Below are 18,558 nucleotides of genomic sequence, written 5' to 3'. Positions count from 1 at the left end.
TATGCCCCTTACCAGCTGGTTGCTCCGGATGTCTCCCCGTTCCCCGGGGAGCATGCCCGCCCCGGACCGCCGCCCACCCGCGCGTACGGAGTAACGTCGTGGGGTCGAGGCGGGCGCCGGAAACACACGGGGATCCTGCCGCAGGAAGATCAGCGAAAGGCACGATGTGACCGACATCGAACGCGTCGGAGTGGTGGGCTGCGGCCAGATGGGCGCGGGCATCGCGGAGGTGTGTGCCCGGAGCGGCCTGGAGGTCAAGGTCGCCGAGACCACCGGCGAGGCCCTGGAGATCGGCCGCACCCGGCTGTACAACTCGCTCTCCAAGGCCGCCCAGCGCGGCAAGATCACCGAGGAGGAGCGGGACGCGGCGCTCGCCCGGCTCAGCTTCACCACCGACCTCGGCGAGTTCGCCGACCGTGACCTGGTCATCGAGGCGGTCGTCGAGAACGAGCAGGTGAAGACCGAGATCTTCCAGGTCCTCGACCAGGTCGTGACCCGCCAGGACGCCATCCTGGCCTCCAACACCTCCTCCATCCCGCTGGTGAAGCTGGCCGTCGCGACCTCCCGCCCCGACCAGGTCATCGGCATCCACTTCTTCAACCCGGCCCCGGTGCAGCAGCTCGTCGAGCTGATCCCGGCGCTGACCACCTCCGAGGGCACCATCAGCCGCGCCCAGGCCGTGGTCGAGAAGGTGCTGGGCAAGCACGCGATCCGCGCCCAGGACCGTTCGGGCTTCGTGGTGAACGCGCTGCTGATCCCGTACCTCCTCTCCGCGATCCGGATGTTCGAGTCGGGCAGCGCCAGCCGCGAGGACATCGACAACGGCATGGAGCTGGGCTGCGCCCACCCGATGGGCCCGCTCAAGCTGGCGGACCTCATCGGCCTGGACACGGTCGCCTCGGTCGCGGACTCCATGTACACCGAGTTCAAGGAGCCGCTGTACGCCGCTCCCCCGCTGCTCCAGCGGATGGTCGACGCCGGCCGGCTGGGCCGGAAGACCGGCTCCGGCTTCTACGCGTACGAGGCGTGACGCCTTCCCCCGTGAGCACTCGTCACTCTGCGTGGCGAGAGTTCGCACGGGGTGTGCGGAGCGTGTTCGCATATGCCCTGCGCACACGCTCCCCCGGCCGCCCGGTGAGGGGTTGACTCGGTTCCGCCCAGTCGACCAGGAGGAGCGGAGAACCGTGACCACCGAACCGGAACACTTAACGGCCGTCGAGGAGTTCGCCGAGCTGCGCCGGTGCCTCGACGTGGGGCTGGCCCGCATTGACGGGCAGCTCGCCCTGCTGGCGCAGCGCCACGGCCAGATCGACCGGGATCTGAGCGATCTGGCCGCGCGGGTGACGGCACTGGAGCAGGCCAGGTGGCCGCTGCCCACCGTGTCGGCCTTCACCGCCGTGGGCGCCCTGGCGGTGGCGGTCTGGCAGGCCCTCGGCCGCTGACACCCGCCGGGGCCCGCCGCGGCCGGGCGTCAGCCCAGCCGGAGATGGTGCAGCATCAGCAGCCCGGCCGCCATGTTGGCGGCCGGGACCTCGCCCCGGGCGATCATGTCCGGGACGAGCTTGAGGGGTATCCACTCCCGGCGCGAGGACTCGAAGTCGTCCTGGGGGTGGCCGGTGTACGTGGCGTCCTCCGCCCAGTAGAGGTGGTGGCGCGCGTCGGTCAGGCCGTTGGACGGCTCGACGGTCAGCAGGTGGTGGAGCGGCCCCGGGCGCCACCCGGTCTCCTCCTCCATCTCCCGGGCCGCCGCGGCGGCGATGTCCTCGCCGTCCTCGACCACCCCGGCGGCCAGCTCCCAGCCCCAGCTGTCGGTGATGAAGCGGTGCCGCCACAGCAGCAGCACCTCGTTGGCCTCGTTGACGGCGGTCGCGACGGCCACCGGGCGGAGCCGGATGAGGAAGTGGTCCAGGTGCCGCCCGTCCGGCAGGGCCACGTCCGACAGGTTGACCTTGAACCAGGGGTTCTCATAGACGGTGTGTTCGCTCAGGTTCGTCCACTGCACGTTTCTGCCACCTTCCGACAAGTAGATGGCAATATCGCAGCAGGGTTACGGAGCCGGCGGAACGTCGCACCGGTAGGTCACAGCGGCACGCGCAGCGCCCCGTCGATGAGCCCGGCCGCCTCCTCGGCCTCGCCGCACCCGCTGGCGACCAGGCGTTCCCGCACGTCGCGCAGCCGGTCGCGGAGCCGCTGCGACTCCATGCCCCGGGCCCGCTCGGCCATTTCCACCGCCGTACGCGCCGCCCGGTCGGCCTCCCCCTGCCGCAGCTCGATCTGGCTCAGCATGGCCAGGCGGTGCACCCGCCCCCGGTCGTGCGCCGGGGTGCGCACCGCCGCGGTGGCGTGCTCCCGTGCGCCGGTCAGGTCCCCCAGGCTCAACAGGGCCTCGGCGACCTGCACATTGACCAGTCCGGGCTGGACGTAGCCGGTCTCGTCCGGCTCGTGCCCCGGCCGGATGCGCTCCGCCTCCGCCTCGGCGCGGCGGATGCATCTCAGCGCCCCGGCCCCGTCGCCGAGGTGCGCGTACGCCTTGGCCTGCATGGCGTGCAGATCGGTGGCGAGGGCCGGGGTGATCTGCGCCCCGGCGGTGCGCAGCGCCGCCTCCGCGAAGGCGACCGCCTGCCGGTGCTCCCCCATGAACAGCGACTGGTTGACCAGCAGGGCGATCACATAGGCGCCGAGCCCCCGGTCCCCGCTGGCCTTCGCCAGCCGCAGCGCCTGGTGGAAGTAGCGCTGGGCCAGGCCATGGGCGTCCGAGTCGTACGCGCAGATGCCGGCGACCGCGACCAGGCCGCCGGTCGCCCGGTGCAACTGGCGTCCCAGGGCGTCGTTGTAGCCGCCGCGCAGCAGCGGGGCGGTCTCGGCGTTGAGGAAGCCGACGATCCGGGCGCGGGTGGCGATGCCGCCCGCCCTCCGGTACATCAGCTCGTAGTGGGCGCGGGCGGCACGCAGCATCGTGATGTCGGCCATGCTGACCCGGGTCGGCCCGGCGCGTGACACGTCGGCGTCCTCCGGAGGGTTCTCCCACTCCCAGACCGGCATCACGGCGGGGGTGCCGGTGACCGCCGGAGCGCCCAGTATGTGCGGCCGTTGCTGCTCGTCGGAGCGCCACAGTGCGGTGGCGCGCTCCACGAAGCCGGAGAGCGGCGAGCCATGGGTGACGGCCGCCTCACCGGGGACACCGAGCCCGATGTCGTCGAGGGTCACGGGGCGGTGCAGCCGGGCACCCAGCACCTCGCAGATCAGGTCCGGCACCTGACCCCGCGGCCGCTGGCCCTTCAACCAGCGGGCCACCGCGGTGTGTTCGTACCGCAGGGCCAGCCCCCTGGCCCGGCCGGCCTGGTTGACGTGGGCGGCCAGGCCCGCGTGCGAGATCCCCGCCTCGTCGAGCAGGGCGTCGAGCAGGGTGTTGGGCTGCATGGGGCCCCTCCGGTGACTCGGTGTGCCCAGGCTAGTGGAGACCGGTTCGCACGGGGTGTGAACGGAATGCCCGCAGCCCGCTTCTTGGAGGCCTCGGTTCGCCTCCGGGGCGCCGAAGACGGCGCCGACGGTCGATCGTGCTCGCCCCCCTCGTTCCTCGGGGGCCTCCGCGCGTTCTCCCTTTCGGCACCGCCGCGCCCCTTCGGCTCACTCGGCCCGGCCCCGGCACGCCCTATGGGCCCCCACCGGCGCGCCCCGTGGGCCCCGCGCCCGCCGCGGCCCCGCAGCCTTCGTCTGCCCATGCGAAAGGGCCACGGCCGGGAGTGACCCGGCCGTGGCCCCTGTTCGTTCGCCGTCAGGCGCCGCGCAGCACCGCGCCGGTGCGCTCGGCGGCCAGGGCGACCGCGGTGTCGCGGGCGGCCGTGGCCTCCTCGACGGTCAGCGTCCGGTCGGCGGCGCGGAAGCGCAGCGCGTACGCGAGCGACTTCCGGTCCGCGCCGATCTGCTCGCCCGTGAAGACGTCGAACAGCCGGATGGACTCCAGCAGTTCGCCCGCGCCCTCGCGCAGGGCCGTCTCGACCTCGTGGGCCGGGACGCCCCGGTCCACGACCAGGGCGACGTCCTGCGTGGCCACCGGGAAGGACGAGATGCGCGGCGCGCGCAGCGCACCGGACGAGGCCCGCTCGACGGCGTCGAGGTCCAGCTCCATGGCGCAGGTGCGGGCGGGAAGCCCGAGCGCCTTGACGACGCGCGGGTGCAGCTCGCCGGCGTACCCGACGATCCGCTCCTCGCCGTCCACCACGACCGCGAGCTCGGCGCACCGGCCCGGGTGCCACGGCCCGTACTGGCCCTGGCGCACCACGAGTTCGGTACCGGCCTCGCGGGCGACCGTGCGGGCGGCCTCGACCGCGTCGGCCCAGTCGGCCGGGCGGCCCTTGCCCCACCAGCCGGCCTGCTCGCGCGCCCCGGCGAGGACCACGGCGACGTGCCGCGGCTGCTCGGGCAGCGGCGCGTTGAGCCGGGCGATCTCCTCGTCGGTCGGGCGCCGGTCGACGGGGAGGACGACGGCGGTACCGGCCTCGGCGGCCGGGTGGAAGACCAGCCCGGTCTCGAAGAGCGCCAGGTCGTGGCTGCCGCGGCCGTCGTTGCGGCGCAGCGCGCCCAGGAGGCCGGGCAGCAGGGTGGTGCGCATCGCCGGCTCTTCGTCGGAGAGCGGGTTGACCAGCTTCACCACGCGGCGGTCGGGGTCGTCGGCCGCGAGGGCCAGCTGGTCGAAGACCTGCTCGGCGACGAACGGGTAGTTCGGCGCCTCGACGTACCCGGCGCCCGCGAGCGCCCGGCCGACGCGGCGGTGCAGCCGCTGGCGGGCGGTCAGGCCGCGGCCGGACGGCGGCTGGGGCAGCGTGGAGGGGAGGTTCTCGTACCCCTCCAGCCGGATGACCTCTTCGGCGAGGTCGTTGGGGTGAGCGAGGTCGGGACGCCATGACGGGACGGTGACGGTGAGTTCGTCCTGCCCGTAGACGTCGCAGCCGACCTCCTGGAGTCGGCGTACGACGGTCTCGCGGCCGTAGGCGACACCGGCGACGCGGTCGGGGTGGTCGGCCCGCATCAGGACGGTGCGCGGCGCGGACGGCGCGAGGATCTCGGTGACCCCGGCCTCGGCGGTGCCGCCCGCGAGGAGCACCAGCAGGTCGACGGTGCGCTGCGCGGCCGCGGCGGCGGCCAGCGGGTCGACGCCCCGCTCGAAGCGCCGGGACGCCTCGGAGGACAGCTTGTGGCGGCGGGCCGTGCGCGCGATGGCGACCGCGTCGAAGTGGGCCGCCTCGATGACCACCTCGGTGGTGCCGCGCACCTCACCCGTCTCCGGGTCGGTGACGGAGTCGGCGATCTCGGTGTGGGCGCCGCCCATGACGCCGGCGAGGCCGATGGGGCCGCTCTCGTCGGTGATGACGAGGTCCCCGGCGTCGAGGACCCGCCTGACGCCGTCGAGGGTGGTGATCTTCTCGCCCTGCTCGGCGCGGCGCACGCCGATCGCGCCCTGGATCCGGGTGCGGTCGTAGGCGTGCAGCGGCTGGCCCAGCTCCAGCATCACGTAGTTGGTGATGTCGACAGCGAGGGAGATCGGGCGCATGCCCGCCTTCTGGAGGCGGCGGCGCAGCCAGATCGGCGAGCGGGCCTCGGGGTCGAGGCCGACGACGGTGCGCGCGGTGAAGCGGTCGCAGCCCATGGGGTCGGCGACCTTCACCGGGTAGCCGTACGAGTTGGGCGCGGGCACGTCGAGGAGCGCCGGGTCGCGCAGGGGCAGCCCGTAGGCGGTGGCGGCCTCGCGGGCCACGCCCCGCATCGACAGGCAGTAGCCCCGGTCGGGGGTGACGGCGATGTCGAGGACCTCGTCGTACAGCTCCAGCAGCTCGGCGGCGTCCGTGCCGATCTCGACCTCGGGCGGCAGCACGATGATGCCCCCGCTGCCGTCGTCGCCCATGCCCAGCTCGTCGCCGGAGCAGATCATGCCGCGGGACATCCGGCCGTACGTCTTGCGCTCGGCGATCCGGAAGTCGCCGGGGAGCACGGCGCCGGGCAGGGCCACGACGACCTTGTCGCCCTCGGCGAAGTTGCGGGCGCCGCAGATGATCTCCTGCGGCTCGCCGGTGCCGTTCGCCCGGCCGACGTCGACGGTGCAGAAGCGGATGGGCTTCTTGAACTCGGTGAGTTCCTCGACGGTGCGGACCTGGCCGACCACCAGCGGGCCGGTGAGGCCGGCGCCGAGCCGCTCGACGGTCTCGACCTCCAGCCCGGCCGACACCAGCTTGGCCTGTACGTCACGGCCGGTCGCCGTCGCCGGCAGGTCGACGTACTCCCGCAGCCACGAAAGCGGGACCCGCATCAGATCTCCATCCCGAACGGCCGGGTGAACCGGACGTCACCCTCGACCATGTCTCGCATGTCTTCGACGTTGTGGCGGAACATCAGCATCCGCTCGATGCCGAACCCGAAGGCGAATCCGCTGTACTTCTCGGGGTCCACGCCGCAGGCGGTCAGCACCTTGGGGTTGACCATGCCGCAGCCGCCCAGCTCGATCCAGCCCTCGCTGGAGCAGGTGCGGCAGGGGCGCTCCGGGTTGCCGACGGACTCGCCGCGGCACACGTAGCAGACCATGTCCATCTCGGCGGACGGCTCGGTGAAGGGGAAGAAGTTCGGCCGGAGCCGGGTCTTCATGCCCTCGCCGCCGAACAGCGCCTGCACCATGTGGTCCAGGGTGCCCTTGAGGTCGGCCATGGTCAGGCCCTCGTCCACGGCGAGCAGCTCGACCTGGTGGAAGACCGGGGTGTGCGTGGCGTCCAGCTCGTCCGTGCGGTAGACCCGGCCCGGGCAGATCACGTACACCGGGGGCTCGCGGTCCAGCAGGGAGCGGACCTGGACGGGCGAGGTGTGGGTGCGCAGCACGACACCGGAGCCGGAGCCGCCGTCGGCGCCGGCCACGAAGAAGGTGTCCTGCTCACCGCGGGCGGGGTGGTCGACGGCGATGTTGAGCGCGTCGAAGTTGAGCCACTCGGACTCGACCTCGGGGCCCTCGGCGACCTCGTAGCCCATCCCGACGAAGATGTCCTCGATGCGCTCCATGAGCGTGGTCAGCGGGTGGCGGGCACCGGCCGGCACACGGTCGTGGGGCAGGGTGACGTCCACCGCCTCCTCGACGAGCACGCGCGCGTCGCGCTCCGCCTCCAGCTCCGCCTGGCGGGCGGCCAGGGCCTTGTTCACGGCACCGCGGGCCTGGCCCACACGCTTGCCGGCCTCGGCCTTGGCGTGCGGCGGCAGCGCGCCGATCTCCCGGTTGGCGAGCGCCAGCGGCGAGGTGGGGCCGGTCTGGGCGACCTTGGCCTCGTGCAGTGCGTCGAGGTCGCCGGCGGCGGCGAAGGCGGCGAGCGCCTCGTCCCGCATGCGCTCGATCTCTTCCGGTTTCAGTGCCTCGACCTCGACTGGGTCGTACGACTTGTTCGGTGCCGACATCTCTTCCCGTACTTCCGATGGGGTGGCTGGGGCCCCCGCTCGACGACCGAGGACGCAAAGGTGCCAAAGGACGAGTCTAACGGGGTGGGGGCGGGCGGCCGCGCCGCGGACCGGCCCGTGGACGCGGGCGCGGCCCTACTGCGTGAGAAAGGCCGGGGCGCCCACGGGCAGGACGAAGCGGAACTCGGCGCCGCCGCCGGGCCCGCGGCCGACGGTGATCGTCCCGCCGTGCGCCTCGACGATGCCCTTGACGATGTAGAGGCCGAGGCCGGTGCCGCCGCGCTTGCTCCCCCGCCAGAACCGGGTGAAGACACGGCCCATCGACTCCTCGGGGATGCCGGGGCCTTCGTCGCTCACGGTCACGGCCGTTCCCTTCTCGTCGTCGTCGGGGCCGGTGGGGGCCACCTCGATGGTGACGGTTCCCTCGCCGTGGCGCACCGCGTTTTCGAGGAGGTTGCCGAGGACCTGGTCGACCTTGTCGGGGTCGGCCCACAGATCGGGCAGGGGACGGCGTACGCGGACGAAGAAGCGGTCCGGGGACTGGCCGCGCGCGGTGTGGCCCTGGATGTGGCGGCCGACGGCGGCGGCGATGTCCACCGGCTGGCGGCGCACCTCCAGGCGGCCGGAGTCTATTCGGGAGATGTCGAGCAGCTCGGCGATCAGCCGGGTGACGCGGCCCGCGTCGGCGTCGACGGTCTCCAGCATCAGCCGCTTCTGGTCGTCGGTGAACCGCTCCCACTTGGCGAGCAGGGTGGCGGTGAAGCCCTTGACGGAGGTCAGCGGGGAGCGCAGCTCGTGGGCGACGGTGGCGATCAGCTCGGCGTGGCTGCGCTCGGTGCGGCGGCGCGCCTCGGTGCCGCGCAGGGTGACGACGACCCGGCGCACGGGCCCGAGGGGCTCGTCGCGCACATAGCGGGCGGCGACGAGGACCTCGCGGTTGCCGGGCAGCAGCAGGTTGCGCTCGGGCTGTCCGGCGCGGATGGCGAGGCCGCCGTACGGGTCGGTCAGCGGCCACCAGCGCCGGCCCTTGAGGTCCTCCAGCGGCAGCGCCCGTTCCAGCGGGCGGCCGAGGGCCTCGGCGGACGGCAGCGCGGTGAGGCGTGCGGCGGCGGCGTTGAAGCACACCACGCGGCCGTTCTCGTCGGCGACGACCAGCCCGTCGGGCAGGTCGTCCGGGTCGACGCCGGCCGCGCCGGATCCGGTGGAAGCCCCCGCGCCCGCTAAGGCGCTCCGGTGCGCCGCGGGCCTGCTGGTGCCGGCCGTCATCCCCGTCTCCCCCACCCCTCCGTGTGACGCAGTGGGCCCCGAGCCCGTCACCCTACTAGCTGGAGGTCACGGAGCGGCACCCTCCGGCAGCACGCTGCGCACGGGCGGAGCCGTACAGGCATACGGCGGCGGCGGTCGCCAGGTTCAGGCTCTCGGCCTTGCCGTGGATCGGGACGCGCACCACCGCGTCGGCGAGGGCGCGGGTCTCCTCGGGCAGGCCCCACGCCTCGTTGCCGAAGATCCAGGCGGTGGGGCCGCCCATGGTGCCCGCGTCCAGCTCGGCGTCCAGGTCGTCCTCGCCGGCGCCGTCGGCGGCCAGCACCCGTACGCCGGCGTCCTTCAGCCCGGCGACGGCCTGCTCCACGGGGACGCCGACGGCGACCGGGAGGTGGAAGACGGAGCCCACGGAGGCGCGCACCGCCTTGGGGTTGTAGAGGTCGACGGAGGCGTCGGTGAGGACGACGGCGTCGGCGCCGGCCGCGTCGGCGCAGCGCAGCACGGTCCCGGCGTTCCCGGGGTCGCGTACGTGGGCGAGGACGGCGACGAGCCGGGGGCGGGCGCGGAGGATCTCGTCGAACGGCGAGTCGAGGAACCGGCACACCCCGAGCAGCCCCTGCGGCGTGACGGTCTGCGAGACGTCGGCGAGCACGGCGTCGGAGGCGTGGTGGACGCGGGCGCCGGTGGCGCGGGCGGCGGCCACGATGCCGGCGTACCGCTCGGCGGCCTCGACGGTGGTGAACAGCTCCACCAGGGTGGGCTCCCCGCCGCCGCGGTGGGCGACGGCCTCGCGCACGGCCTGCGGGCCCTCCGCGATGAAAAGGCGCTCCTTGCCCCTGAAGTTGCGCTTGGCGAGCCGCCGCGCCGCGATGACGCGCGGGGATCGGGGGGAGATCAGCTCAGGGGTGCCCATGAAGTCGGCGGCTCTCTTCTCGTACGCGCTGCTCGGGGGAGGCTGGGGACGCGGGGGTGGAACAGACCGGACCCGCAGGCTCGGGGCCTGCGGGTCCGGAGGAAGAACTGCGGCCTGGACGGATCAGGCGGCGGCCTTCGGGGCGTTGACGTCGCTCGGGAGGGCCTTCTGGGCGACCTCGACGAGCGCGGCGAACGCGCCCGCGTCGTTGACCGCGAGCTCGGCCAGGATCTTGCGGTCCACCTCGATGTTGGCGGCCTTCAGACCCTGGATGAGGCGGTTGTACGTCATGCCGTTGGCGCGGGCAGCGGCGTTGATGCGCTGGATCCACAGCTGACGGAAGTCGCCCTTGCGCTTCTTGCGGTCGTTGTAGTTGTAGACCAGGGAGTGGGTGACCTGCTCCTTGGCCTTGCGGTACAGGCGCGAACGCTGACCGCGGTAACCGCTGGCCTGCTCGAGGATCGCCCGGCGCTTCTTGTGGGCGTTGACTGCCCGCTTGACGCGTGCCACTTGTTAACTCCTTGTAGCGGGGCCGTGGTTGGACTCACACGGCCCGGAAACGATTGGGACCCGGTGTCGGGCTGCCCTCGTCACCGAGGGCGAGGTCAGTCAGATGCCCAGCATCTTCTTGATCTTGGCGCTGTCACCCGGGGCCATCTCGGCGTTGCCGGTGAGGCGACGCGTCAGCTTGGACGACTTGTGCTCGAGCAGGTGGCGCTTGCCGGCGCGCTCACGCAGGATCTTGCCGGAGCCGGTGACCTTGAAGCGCTTCTTGGCACCGGAGTGCGTCTTGTTCTTCGGCATGGCGCCGTTCTCTCCTCGTCAGTGGCGCTCCCGGCCGGTCCGGGGACCGGGGGTCCGGGAGCGTCATGTGTGTCGGTTGATTCCCGTGCGGATGCCCGGGAGTCAGGCCTCGGCAGCCTCGTCGGCGGGGACGTCCGCCTGGGCGGGCTGGCCCTGGCGCTCCGCCTTGCGGGCGGCCTGCGCCTCACGGGCCTCGGCCATTGCCTCGGTCTTCTTCTTGTGCGGGCCGAGAACCATGATCATGTTCCGGCCGTCCTGCTTGGGGTTGGACTCCACGAAGCCCAGCTCCTGGACGTCCTCCGCGAGCCGCTGCAGCAGCCGGTAGCCGAGCTCCGGCCGGGACTGCTCGCGACCACGGAACATGATCGTGATCTTGACCTTGTCGCCCTGCTTGAGGAACCGGACGACGTGACCCTTTTTGGTGTCGTAGTCGTGCGGGTCGATCTTCGGCCGGAGCTTCATCTCCTTGATGACCGTGTGCGCCTGGTTCTTGCGCGCCTCACGGGCCTTCATGGCCGACTCGTACTTGAACTTGCCGTAGTCCATGAGCTTGCAGACCGGCGGGCGTGCGTTCGCCGCCACCTCGACGAGGTCGAGGTCGTACTCCTGCGCAAGCTCCAGGGCCTTGGCAAGCGGAACAATCCCGACCTGCTCGCCGCTGGGACCGACAAGTCGCACCTCGGGAACGCGAATCCGGTCGTTGATGCGGGGCTCGGCGCTGATGGATCCTCCTCGGTAGCACCACGCGAACGTCTGGCGGACGGACGCGTAACGTCTGTTTAGTGAGACCAACCGCGCCGGTGCATGAAAAATGCCCCGGACGGGACACAGGCGGGGCTCCACGTGCTACCGGAGCACCGCCACGGTGAACCGCGGGGCGCACATCGGGCGGGCCCATCGTCCGTACGGAACGATGGTCGCCGCCTGACCGGTGACCCGCCGTCCCGGAGGACGGCCAGGTGGGAGATCGGAGCCTCCACTTGTGGGCCGGAGCACGAGACGTGTCCGGCCGGTCGTCACACCAGGTTACCAGCTCCCCGGGGGTGCGACCAACGGGACGCGGGGCGCATATCGTGGGCGCATGAGTGACGCCACGCCGAGCAACGCCTCCGCCGCCCCGACCCCCGACTTCGAGACCATGACCCGCGACATCGCGGAGGTCCCCGCGGTCGAGGTGATCGTGACGGTCGCCGTCAACCTGATGAGCGCCGCCGCGGTCAAGCTGGGCCTCACCGAGGAGGGCGACCAGTACAAGGACCTCGACGAGGCGCGCAAGCTGATCCACGCCCTGGCCGGTCTGCTGGACGCGGGCGCCACGGAGATCAGCTCCTTCCACGCGGCCCCGCTGCGGGACGGCCTGAAGTCGCTCCAGCTCGCCTTCCGCGAGGCGTCCCTGGTGCCGGACGACCCGGGCCAGGGCCCGGGCGAGAAGTACACCGGAGCGGTGTACGGCTGAGCCGGCGGTGTACGGCTGAGCCGGCGCCGGACAGGAACGGCCGGGTCAGGGCCGTACGGGACGGCCGGGTCAGGGCCGTACGGGGTCGGCTGGGTCAGGGTCGTACGGGGTCGGCTGGGTCAGGGTCGTACGGGGTCGGCCGGGTCAGGGTCGTACGTAGAAGGGCTCGCCGGGTGGCGTGGCCGAGGCCGGCAGCAGTGCCAGGTCCAGGCCCCGCACCAGGCGGGCCCTCAGTGTTTCGTCGGCGGCCAGGGCGCGGGCCACGCGCTGGGCGGGCCCGGCGGGGGCCTCGTCCGGGGCGAGCACCAGCGCGAGGGTGCCGTCCGCGGTGCCGGGGCCCAGGTGGGCGCGGAGCACCGCCGGCTCGGCGGCGACCACCGCCCGGACGGCCGCCGTGACGGCGGGGTCGGCCAGCGGGTCGGCGGTGGTGCGGCCCTCGGCGAGGGCGAGCAGCGCGGGGCCGGTCAGCTGGTAGGGCACCGGTCCGGCGAGGTCGAGCACCAGGGTGTCCGCCTTCTCGTGGGCGGCGGCCTGGAGCGCCTGGTGCAGCGGTACGGCGACGGGGCGGGCGGCCGGGTCCCACAGGGCCAGCGAGGCCAGGGACGTGAAGGCGGGCAGGGCGCGGCGGTCACCGGCGGTGAGCGTGGGCACGGCCATGTCGCTGGTCTTCTCGCGGCGCAGCCCGGTCTCCGGGTCCTCCTCCACCTCGCCGAGGACGGCCACCACGGGGACGAGCAGCCGGGCGTCCTTCAGGGCCGCGAGGACGGCCGGCTCGGCGGTCCGGTCGGCGGCCCAGGCCGCGAGGGCCTCGGCGAGCCTGGGGTCGGCGGTGCCGTCGTCGTCGGAGAAACCGGGGTCCGGGATGTTCTTGAGCGCCACGCGACGAGCCTAACGGCGCGGGCCGGGGCCGGTGGCGCGGCCCCCGCGCCAGAGCACGACCGCGGCGGCCACCAGCAGCACCCCGGCGCCGCCCGCGGCCCCGGCGAGCAGCCCGGCGCGGCCGTCCTCGGCGGTCTCGGCGGCGGGGCCCGTACCGAAGTAGCGCCTGCCGTAGCCGGTCGTGGCGGCCGTGAGGTCGGCGGGGCGCAGTTTCGCGCCCGCCTCGATCGCGGCGGCCGGGTCGACGGTGCCGTAGCCCTTGTCGATGTCGTGCCCGCCCTCGGGGCGGTCCCGGGCGGTGTCCGCGAGCAGCTTCTTGACCTGGGCGGGGGTCAGGCCCGGGTGGGCCGACCTGACCAGGGCGACGGCGCCCGAGACGAACGCGGACGCGGCGCTGGTGCCCCAGCCCTCGTAGTACTTGCGGTCGGGGTCGGGGATGACGATGTCGACGCCGGGCGCGCTGACCGTGGCGTACCAGCGGCTGGTGGAGAACGCGGCGTGGGTGCCGTAGCGGTCGACGGCGGTGACCGCGATGACGCCGGGGTAGGCGGCGGGGTACGAGATGTGGTCGCCCTTGTCGCCGCCGTTGCCGGCCGAGGCGACCACCACGGCGCCCTTGGACAGGGCGTACTGGACGGCGGCGTCCTCGCCCGGGTCGGGGTGGGCGGACTCGCTGTCGTCGCCGAGCGAGAGGTTGATCACGTCGGCGCCCTGGTCGACGGCCCAGCGGATGCCCTCGGCGAGGGCGGTGCCGCGGGTGTTGCGGGCCTTGGTGCGGGCCGGGTCGCCGCTTTCGAGGATCACCCGCACGGGCAGGATCTTCGCCTCGGGCGCGATGCCCAGGACGCCGTCCTCGCCGCCGGGGCCGTGCCCGTGGCCCGCGACGATGCCCGCCATGGCGGTGCCGTGCCGGGCCCAGGGGCGGTCGCCCCGGCGGGCGCCGAAGCCGATGAGGTCCTTGCCCGGCAGGACGTTCCCGGCGAGGTCGGGGTGGGCGTCGTCGACGCCGGTGTCGAGGACGGCGACGGTGACGCCGGCGCCCTTGGTGGTGCGCCAGGCGTCCTCGGTGCGCAGGGCCTCCAGGCCCCACTGCTGGGTGCGGATGCCGTCGGCGTGCGCGGGGCCGGCGGGCAGCACGGCGAGCGCGGTGGCGGCGAGGGCGGTGGCCAGGGCGGTACGGCGGCGGGTCATCGGTCCTCCCCGGCGGCCGTGCCGGTGGCGGCCGCCTTGCGCAGGACGCGCTCGACGCGGTCGGCGACCCCGTCCGCGTCGTGGCCGAGCCCGGCCTGCGCGGGGGTGCTGGTCTGGCCCTCGGCCATCGCCTCGGCGGCGGGCTGGGGGTCCTCGACGGTACGGCCGTCGGCGAAGCCCGACACGGCGTAGACGATGACCGGCGCGTCGGTGAGGACGCTCACCCGCCAGCTCGCCCGCTGCGCGTCGCCGAAGCCGGCCGCGACGGTGCCGGGGGCGGCGAGCGTCCGGGGCAGCAGGTCGGTGCGCTCGTCGAGGCCCTCGCCGGTGAAGCGGGCGCGCAGCTCGGCCATGGCGGGGCGGTCGGCGCCGGTGAACACCATGCCGACGGTGGTGACGCTGGTGGCGGTGGCGTCGGTGTACGTGGCGCGCAGGACGCGCTCGCAACCCACCGGCCGCACGGTCTTCAACAGCAGCGGGTCGAGGGCCCCGGCGCACGGCCCGTCGGGGGCGACGGCGACGCGGGTCCAGCTGCGGTCGGCGCGGCCGGGCCCGGCGCCCTCGCCGTCGAGGGTGCGCGGGAAGAGGGTGTCGACGGGGACGCTGTGCCACAGGCCGCGCGCCTCGGTGAAGCGGTCGGGCGTCCCGGCGGCCGACTCCCCGACGAGCCAGGCCCCGGCGGCGGCTCCGCCGGTGAGCCCGAGCCCGAGGACCAGGCAGGCGGCGGCCGCCGCGGTACGCCCGGGGTGGCGGGCGGGCACGGGCCGCAGGCGGGTGGTGGTCTCGGCGGGCGTCTCGGGCGGCTCGGTCGCCCCGGGGTACGACCGGGGGGCGGCGTGGCCGGGGGGCGGGGCGGCGCCGGGCCGGGGCGTCATGTCGACGGCGCCGACGGGGCGGCGGCGTGTCGACGGGACGGTCGAGACGGCGGGGGCGGGTGGGGCGGTGGGCGCGGCCGGGGGCCGGCCGGCGGGTGCGGGCGCGGCCGGGGTGGGGCGCAGCCGGGTGGTGGTCTCGGTGGCCGGGGCGGTCCCGGTCGCGGAGGTGGTCCGGGCGACCGGGGCGGCGGCGGTGGTCCGGGGCGCGGGAGCGGGAGCCGGAGCGGGGCCGGGTGCTTGGCGCGCGGGTGCGGTCGCGGGGCCGGGGCCGGGGGCCCGGGGCGCGGGAGCGGGGGCCGGAGCGGGGCCGGGTGCTTGGCGCGCGGGAGCGGGTGCGGTCGCGGGGCCGGGGGTTCGGGGCGCGGGGGCCGGAGCGGGGCCGGGTGCTTGGCGCGCGGAGCCGGGGGTCCGGGGTGCGGAAGCGGGTGCGGTCGCGGGGCCGGGGCCGGGGGTCCGGGGTGCGGGAGCGGGGGCCGGAGCGGGGCCGGGGGTCCGGGGTGCGGTGGGCGCGGCGCGGGGCGGGAGGGGCGGGAGCGGCGGTGTGCGGACGGGCGGCGGCACGCGGGAGGACGGGTGTCGTGCCTCGGTGCTCATCCGCCCCCCTCGGTGTCGTCCGGATCGCCTTGCGGGGCAGGCCCGTTCGTCAGCGCGGGAGCAACTCTACGGGTTGCGCGCCCCTGGACGGGAACGAGAGCGCAGGTCGGGACGGATCTGACCGGAACGTCCCCCTACCCCCGGGTAGGCGGTTCTGGCAGGCTCGGGCCATGACTCCGCGTGCCGACGACCGGGCCCGGTACGACCGGGCCACCGCCCCTCTCGACGCGCCGCTGGCCGTCGTCGACCTGGAGGCGTTCGACGCCAACGCCGCCGATCTGGTCCGCCGGGCCGGAGGCAAGCCGGTCCGGGTGGCGAGCAAGTCGGTGCGCTGCCGTGCGCTGCTGGAGCGGGTGATCGCCCGGGACGGGTTCGCGGGTGTGATGTCCTTCACGCTCGCCGAGTCGCTGTGGCTGGCACGCGCCGGGTTCGGCGACGTGCTCCTGGCGTACCCCTCGGCGGACCGCGCCGGGTTCGCCGAGCTGGCGGGGGACGCCAAGCTCGCGGGCGCGGTGACCGTGATGGTGGACGACCCGGCGCAGCTCGACCTGATCGACGGGGCACGGGCCGGGGGCGCCGAGGAGGTGCGGGTCTGCCTGGAGCTGGACACGTCGCTGAGCCTGCTGGGCGGGCGGGTGCGGATCGGTGCGCGCCGCTCGCCGCTGCGGACGCCCGCGGCGGTGGCGGAGGTGGCGCGGTCGGTGGCGCGGCGCCCCGGTTTCCGGCTGGTGGGGCTGATGGCGTACGAGGGCCATGTCGCCGGGGTCGGGGACGCGGTGCCGGGGCGGCCGGTGCGGTCGGTGGCGGTGCGGCTGATGCAGGCGGCGGCGCGCCGGGAGCTGGCGGTGCGGCGGGCGGCGGTGGTGGCCGCGGTGCGGGAGGTGGCGCCGGACCTGGAGTTCGTCAACGGGGGCGGGACGGGGAGCGTGCAGTTCACGGCCGCCGAGGACGGGGTGACCGAGATCGCGGCCGGGTCGGGGCTGTACCAGCCGCGGCTGTTCGACCACTACCGGTCGTTCAGCGGCCGTCCGGCGGCGCTGTTCGCCCTGCCCGTGGTGCGGCGGCCGGGGCTGGGCGCGGTGACCGTGCTGGGGGGCGGCTACCCCGCGTCGGGGGTGGCGGGCCCGGACCGGTCGCCGGTCCCGTACCTCCCCGAGGGTCTCCGCCTCGACCCGGACGAGGGCGCGGGCGAGGTGCAGACGCCGTTGCTGGGCTCGGCGGCCGACGATCTGCTGATCGGCGACAAGGTGTGGTTCCGGCACGCGAAGGCGGGTGAGCTGTGCGAGCGGTTCGACGCGCTGCACCTGGTCGAGGGCGACCGGGTCACGGCGACCGTACCGACGTACCGGGGCGAGGGGCTGACCTTCCTGTGAGCCGTGGCCGGCAGGGGCCATAAGGGCCGTCAGGGGCCGTCAGGGGCCGAGGGTGCTGCCGACACCGCCGCCGGTCGCGCTGCCGAGGGGGCGGATGCCCCGGGTGATCTCGTCCATGGTGGCGGGCGGCGGGGAGCCGGGGGCGGCGGAGAACACGAACCGGACGATGACCGGTGACTCGCTGCCCAGCGACGAGGGGAAGACCAGGGACTGGACGTAACCGCCGGGGCCCTGCTGGGTGGTGACGCGCCAGCGGACGAGGAAGCCGGTGCGTCCGGCGACGACGGCGGGGCGTTCGGCGACCACCGTGTGGGAGCGGATGCCGCCGTGGGGCCGTACACCGAGGGAGTCCTCCTCGAAGGCGCGGTCGGCGGCCTTGGCGATGTCCTCGCGGGCGATCGCCTCGGGGTCGCCGGTGCCGGTGGCCGTGGCGGTGAGGGAGGACACCGAACCGCGCCGGCAGGTGCGGCTCGGCGCGGCGGGGCAGGGGTCGTCGGCGACGGTGGAGACGGTGGGGACGTTCTCGGTGGTGAACTCGGGCTTCTCCCAGCCGTCGAGGACGGGCAGGGTGATGCCGTTGAGCTGGTCGGTGACGACCGCCGGGTCCTCGGTGGCGGAGTCCTGGCCGGGCCCCTGGGCGGGGCTCTCCGTCGCGGACGGGGCGCCGGGCGTGCCGGACGACGGCGCGGGGCCGGGCCGGGCGCCGGCGGGCGGTTCGTCGCCCCCGGTGAGCGCGACGGCCGCGGCGACGGCCACGGCCAGGGCGGCCACCCCGGCGGCGACGGCGACGGCGCGGGTACGGCCGGGCCGCACGCGCGCGTGCGGGGTGGTGGTCGCCGGGCCGGCGGGGCGGGTGTGTCCGGTCCAGGCGGCGCCGTCCCACCAGCGCTCGGCGGAGGGCCGGCCGGGGTCCGGGTACCAGCCGGGAGGGGACATCATGCTCATGCGGTCACCTTAACCACGTCCCCTTCCCGGCCGGCCGGGACCGCCGCCCGGGCTACAGGGGCGTGACGTACGCGCCGGCGATGCCGCCGTCGACGAGGAAGTCGGTGGCGTTGACGAACGAGGAGTCGTCGCTCGCCAGGAAGGCGACGGCGGCGGCGATCTCCTCGGCGTCGGCGAACCGCCCGGCCGGGATGTGCACCAGGCGGCGGGCCGCCCGCTCGGGGTCCTTGGCGAACAGCTCCTGGAGCAGCGGGGTGTTCACCGGCCCGGGGCACAGGGCGTTGACCCGGATGCCCTCGCGGGCGAACTGGACGCCCAGCTCGCGGGACATGGCGAGCACGCCGCCCTTGGAGGCGGTGTACGAGATCTGGGAGGTGGCCGCGCCCATGACGGCGACGAAGCTGGCGGTGTTGATGATGGAGCCCCTGCCCTGCCGCTGCATGTAGGGGATGGCGGCCTTGCAGCAGAGGTAGACGGAGGTGAGGTTGACCTCCTGGACCCGCTTCCACGCCTCCAGTCCGGTGGTGAGGATGGAGTCGTCGTCGGGCGGGGAGATGCCCGCGTTGTTGAAGGCGATGTCCACGCTGCCGTAGGTGTCGTACGCGGTCTTGAAGAGCGCCTCGACGTCGGCGGCGTCGGTGACGTCCACGCGGACGAAGGTGCCGCCGACCTCGTCGGCCGCGGCCTTGCCGGCCTTCTCGTCGATGTCGCCGCAGACGACGTGGGCGCCCTCGGAGGCGAGGCGGCGCGCGGTGGCGAGGCCGATGCCGCTGCCGGCGCCGGTGATGACGGCGGTACGGCCCACGAGGCGGCGGCAGACGGGGGATTCGGTCATGG

18 protein-coding genes are annotated in these 18,558 nt (G+C 74.6%); 4 read left to right on the top strand and 14 right to left on the bottom strand.

Translation table 11 applies throughout. The features are described from left to right. The first annotated feature begins 166 nt into the window (after positions 1-166). Both ACF08D_RS26760 and ACF08D_RS26755 read left to right on the top strand, forming a co-directional pair. Positions 167-1,030 carry a 3-hydroxybutyryl-CoA dehydrogenase gene (locus ACF08D_RS26760; protein WP_392226001.1) on the top strand — a complete coding sequence of 288 codons (864 nt, stop codon included), beginning with the start codon at positions 167-169 and terminating at the stop codon, positions 1,028-1,030. A 154-nt stretch (positions 1,031-1,184) separates the two neighbouring features. Further along, complete coding sequence (locus ACF08D_RS26755; RefSeq protein ID WP_392226000.1) at positions 1,185-1,442, top strand: hypothetical protein; 258 nt, start codon at positions 1,185-1,187, stop codon at positions 1,440-1,442. A gap of 29 nt (positions 1,443-1,471) precedes the next feature. Here ACF08D_RS26755 and ACF08D_RS26750 read toward each other — a convergent pair whose 3' ends face one another. The 9 genes from ACF08D_RS26750 to infC form a co-directional block, all read right to left on the bottom strand. Further along, on the bottom strand, positions 1,472-2,002 hold the full coding sequence (locus tag ACF08D_RS26750; protein WP_392225998.1) for an NUDIX hydrolase: 531 nt from the start codon (positions 2,000-2,002) through the stop codon (positions 1,472-1,474). Positions 2,003-2,079: 77 nt separating this feature from the next. Further along, positions 2,080-3,420, bottom strand: a complete 1,341-nt coding sequence (locus ACF08D_RS26745; protein WP_392225996.1) for a transcriptional regulator — start codon at positions 3,418-3,420, stop codon at positions 2,080-2,082. 355 nt (positions 3,421-3,775) lie between these two features. Next, a complete protein-coding gene (pheT, locus tag ACF08D_RS26740) occupies positions 3,776-6,304 on the bottom strand; it encodes a phenylalanine--tRNA ligase subunit beta (protein WP_392225994.1) in 2,529 nt (842 codons plus the stop codon). Next, a complete protein-coding gene (pheS, locus tag ACF08D_RS26735; protein WP_392225992.1) occupies positions 6,304-7,428 on the bottom strand; it encodes a phenylalanine--tRNA ligase subunit alpha in 1,125 nt (374 codons plus the stop codon). The genes pheT and pheS overlap by 1 nt, the downstream gene beginning before the upstream one ends. Positions 7,429-7,563: 135 nt before the next feature. Continuing rightward, the gene (locus ACF08D_RS26730) at positions 7,564-8,694 is read right to left on the bottom strand and encodes an ATP-binding protein (RefSeq protein ID WP_392225990.1); all 1,131 of its coding nucleotides are present in this window, start codon (positions 8,692-8,694) and stop codon (positions 7,564-7,566) included. Positions 8,695-8,749: 55 nt separating this feature from the next. Further along, positions 8,750-9,604 carry a TrmH family RNA methyltransferase gene (locus tag ACF08D_RS26725; RefSeq protein ID WP_392225988.1) on the bottom strand — a complete coding sequence of 285 codons (855 nt, stop codon included), beginning with the start codon at positions 9,602-9,604 and terminating at the stop codon, positions 8,750-8,752. A gap of 123 nt (positions 9,605-9,727) precedes the next feature. Beyond that, on the bottom strand, positions 9,728-10,114 hold the full coding sequence (gene rplT, locus ACF08D_RS26720) for a 50S ribosomal protein L20 (protein WP_073758255.1): 387 nt from the start codon (positions 10,112-10,114) through the stop codon (positions 9,728-9,730). 99 nt (positions 10,115-10,213) lie between these two features. Further along, positions 10,214-10,408: a 50S ribosomal protein L35 gene (rpmI, locus tag ACF08D_RS26715; protein ID WP_041128339.1), complete on the bottom strand. Its 195-nt coding sequence runs from the start codon at positions 10,406-10,408 to the stop codon at positions 10,214-10,216. A 102-nt stretch (positions 10,409-10,510) separates the two neighbouring features. Beyond that, positions 10,511-11,200, bottom strand: a complete 690-nt coding sequence (infC, locus tag ACF08D_RS26710) for a translation initiation factor IF-3 (RefSeq protein ID WP_392225987.1) — start codon at positions 11,198-11,200, stop codon at positions 10,511-10,513. Between the two features lie 289 nt (positions 11,201-11,489). Between infC and ACF08D_RS26705 the strand changes: the two genes are divergently transcribed. Next, positions 11,490-11,864, top strand: coding sequence for a DUF1844 domain-containing protein (locus tag ACF08D_RS26705; RefSeq protein ID WP_392225985.1), 375 nt, complete (start codon positions 11,490-11,492; stop codon positions 11,862-11,864). A gap of 144 nt (positions 11,865-12,008) precedes the next feature. Here the strand turns inward: ACF08D_RS26705 and ACF08D_RS26700 are convergent, their stop codons facing one another. The 3 genes from ACF08D_RS26700 to ACF08D_RS26690 are packed head-to-tail and all read right to left on the bottom strand — an operon-like array spanning position 12,009 to position 14,809. Then, positions 12,009-12,743 carry an SseB family protein gene (locus ACF08D_RS26700; protein ID WP_392225983.1) on the bottom strand — a complete coding sequence of 245 codons (735 nt, stop codon included), beginning with the start codon at positions 12,741-12,743 and terminating at the stop codon, positions 12,009-12,011. Positions 12,744-12,752: 9 nt separating this feature from the next. Continuing rightward, positions 12,753-13,934 (bottom strand): type VII secretion-associated serine protease mycosin, encoded by a 1,182-nt coding sequence (gene mycP, locus ACF08D_RS26695; protein WP_392225981.1) that lies wholly within the window; start codon positions 13,932-13,934, stop codon positions 12,753-12,755. Further along, positions 13,931-14,809 carry a hypothetical protein gene (locus tag ACF08D_RS26690; RefSeq protein WP_392225979.1) on the bottom strand — a complete coding sequence of 293 codons (879 nt, stop codon included), beginning with the start codon at positions 14,807-14,809 and terminating at the stop codon, positions 13,931-13,933. The genes mycP and ACF08D_RS26690 overlap by 4 nt, the downstream gene beginning before the upstream one ends. A gap of 764 nt (positions 14,810-15,573) precedes the next feature. On the opposite strand from ACF08D_RS26690, the gene ACF08D_RS26685 reads away from it, so the two are divergent. Continuing rightward, positions 15,574-16,776: an amino acid deaminase/aldolase gene (locus ACF08D_RS26685; RefSeq protein ID WP_392225977.1), complete on the top strand. Its 1,203-nt coding sequence runs from the start codon at positions 15,574-15,576 to the stop codon at positions 16,774-16,776. A 39-nt stretch (positions 16,777-16,815) separates the two neighbouring features. Here the strand turns inward: ACF08D_RS26685 and ACF08D_RS26680 are convergent, their stop codons facing one another. Together ACF08D_RS26680 and ACF08D_RS26675 are read right to left on the bottom strand one after the other, a co-directional pair. Beyond that, positions 16,816-17,721 (bottom strand): DUF2510 domain-containing protein, encoded by a 906-nt coding sequence (locus tag ACF08D_RS26680; RefSeq protein WP_392225975.1) that lies wholly within the window; start codon positions 17,719-17,721, stop codon positions 16,816-16,818. A gap of 52 nt (positions 17,722-17,773) precedes the next feature. After that, entirely contained in the window at positions 17,774-18,556 is a 783-nt protein-coding gene (locus ACF08D_RS26675) for a 3-oxoacyl-ACP reductase (RefSeq protein ID WP_392225973.1), read from the bottom strand. Between the last annotated feature and the right edge of the window lie 2 nt (positions 18,557-18,558).

This window comes from Streptomyces sp. NPDC015131, assembly GCF_043079975.1.
GTDB lineage: Bacteria > Actinomycetota > Actinomycetes > Streptomycetales > Streptomycetaceae > Streptomyces.
Note: the sequence above shows the minus strand (reverse complement) of the source record. Positions and strands in the feature narration are given on the sequence as shown.

Coding starts and splice junctions, on each gene's coding strand:
- ACF08D_RS26745 (WP_392225996.1), bottom strand. CDS start 3,420: ATGCAGCCCAACACCCTGCTCGACGCCCTGCTCGACGAGGCGGGGATC.
- pheT (WP_392225994.1), bottom strand. CDS start 6,304: ATGCGGGTCCCGCTTTCGTGGCTGCGGGAGTACGTCGACCTGCCGGCG.
- pheS (WP_392225992.1), bottom strand. CDS start 7,428: ATGTCGGCACCGAACAAGTCGTACGACCCAGTCGAGGTCGAGGCACTG.
- ACF08D_RS26730 (WP_392225990.1), bottom strand. CDS start 8,694: ATGACGGCCGGCACCAGCAGGCCCGCGGCGCACCGGAGCGCCTTAGCG.
- ACF08D_RS26725 (WP_392225988.1), bottom strand. CDS start 9,604: ATGGGCACCCCTGAGCTGATCTCCCCCCGATCCCCGCGCGTCATCGCG.
- rpmI (WP_041128339.1), bottom strand. CDS start 10,408: ATGCCGAAGAACAAGACGCACTCCGGTGCCAAGAAGCGCTTCAAGGTC.
- ACF08D_RS26705 (WP_392225985.1), top strand. CDS start 11,490: ATGAGTGACGCCACGCCGAGCAACGCCTCCGCCGCCCCGACCCCCGAC.
- mycP (WP_392225981.1), bottom strand. CDS start 13,934: ATGACCCGCCGCCGTACCGCCCTGGCCACCGCCCTCGCCGCCACCGCG.
- ACF08D_RS26690 (WP_392225979.1), bottom strand. CDS start 14,809: ATGACGCCCCGGCCCGGCGCCGCCCCGCCCCCCGGCCACGCCGCCCCC.
- ACF08D_RS26685 (WP_392225977.1), top strand. CDS start 15,574: ATGACTCCGCGTGCCGACGACCGGGCCCGGTACGACCGGGCCACCGCC.
- ACF08D_RS26680 (WP_392225975.1), bottom strand. CDS start 17,721: ATGAGCATGATGTCCCCTCCCGGCTGGTACCCGGACCCCGGCCGGCCC.
- ACF08D_RS26675 (WP_392225973.1), bottom strand. CDS start 18,556: ATGACCGAATCCCCCGTCTGCCGCCGCCTCGTGGGCCGTACCGCCGTC.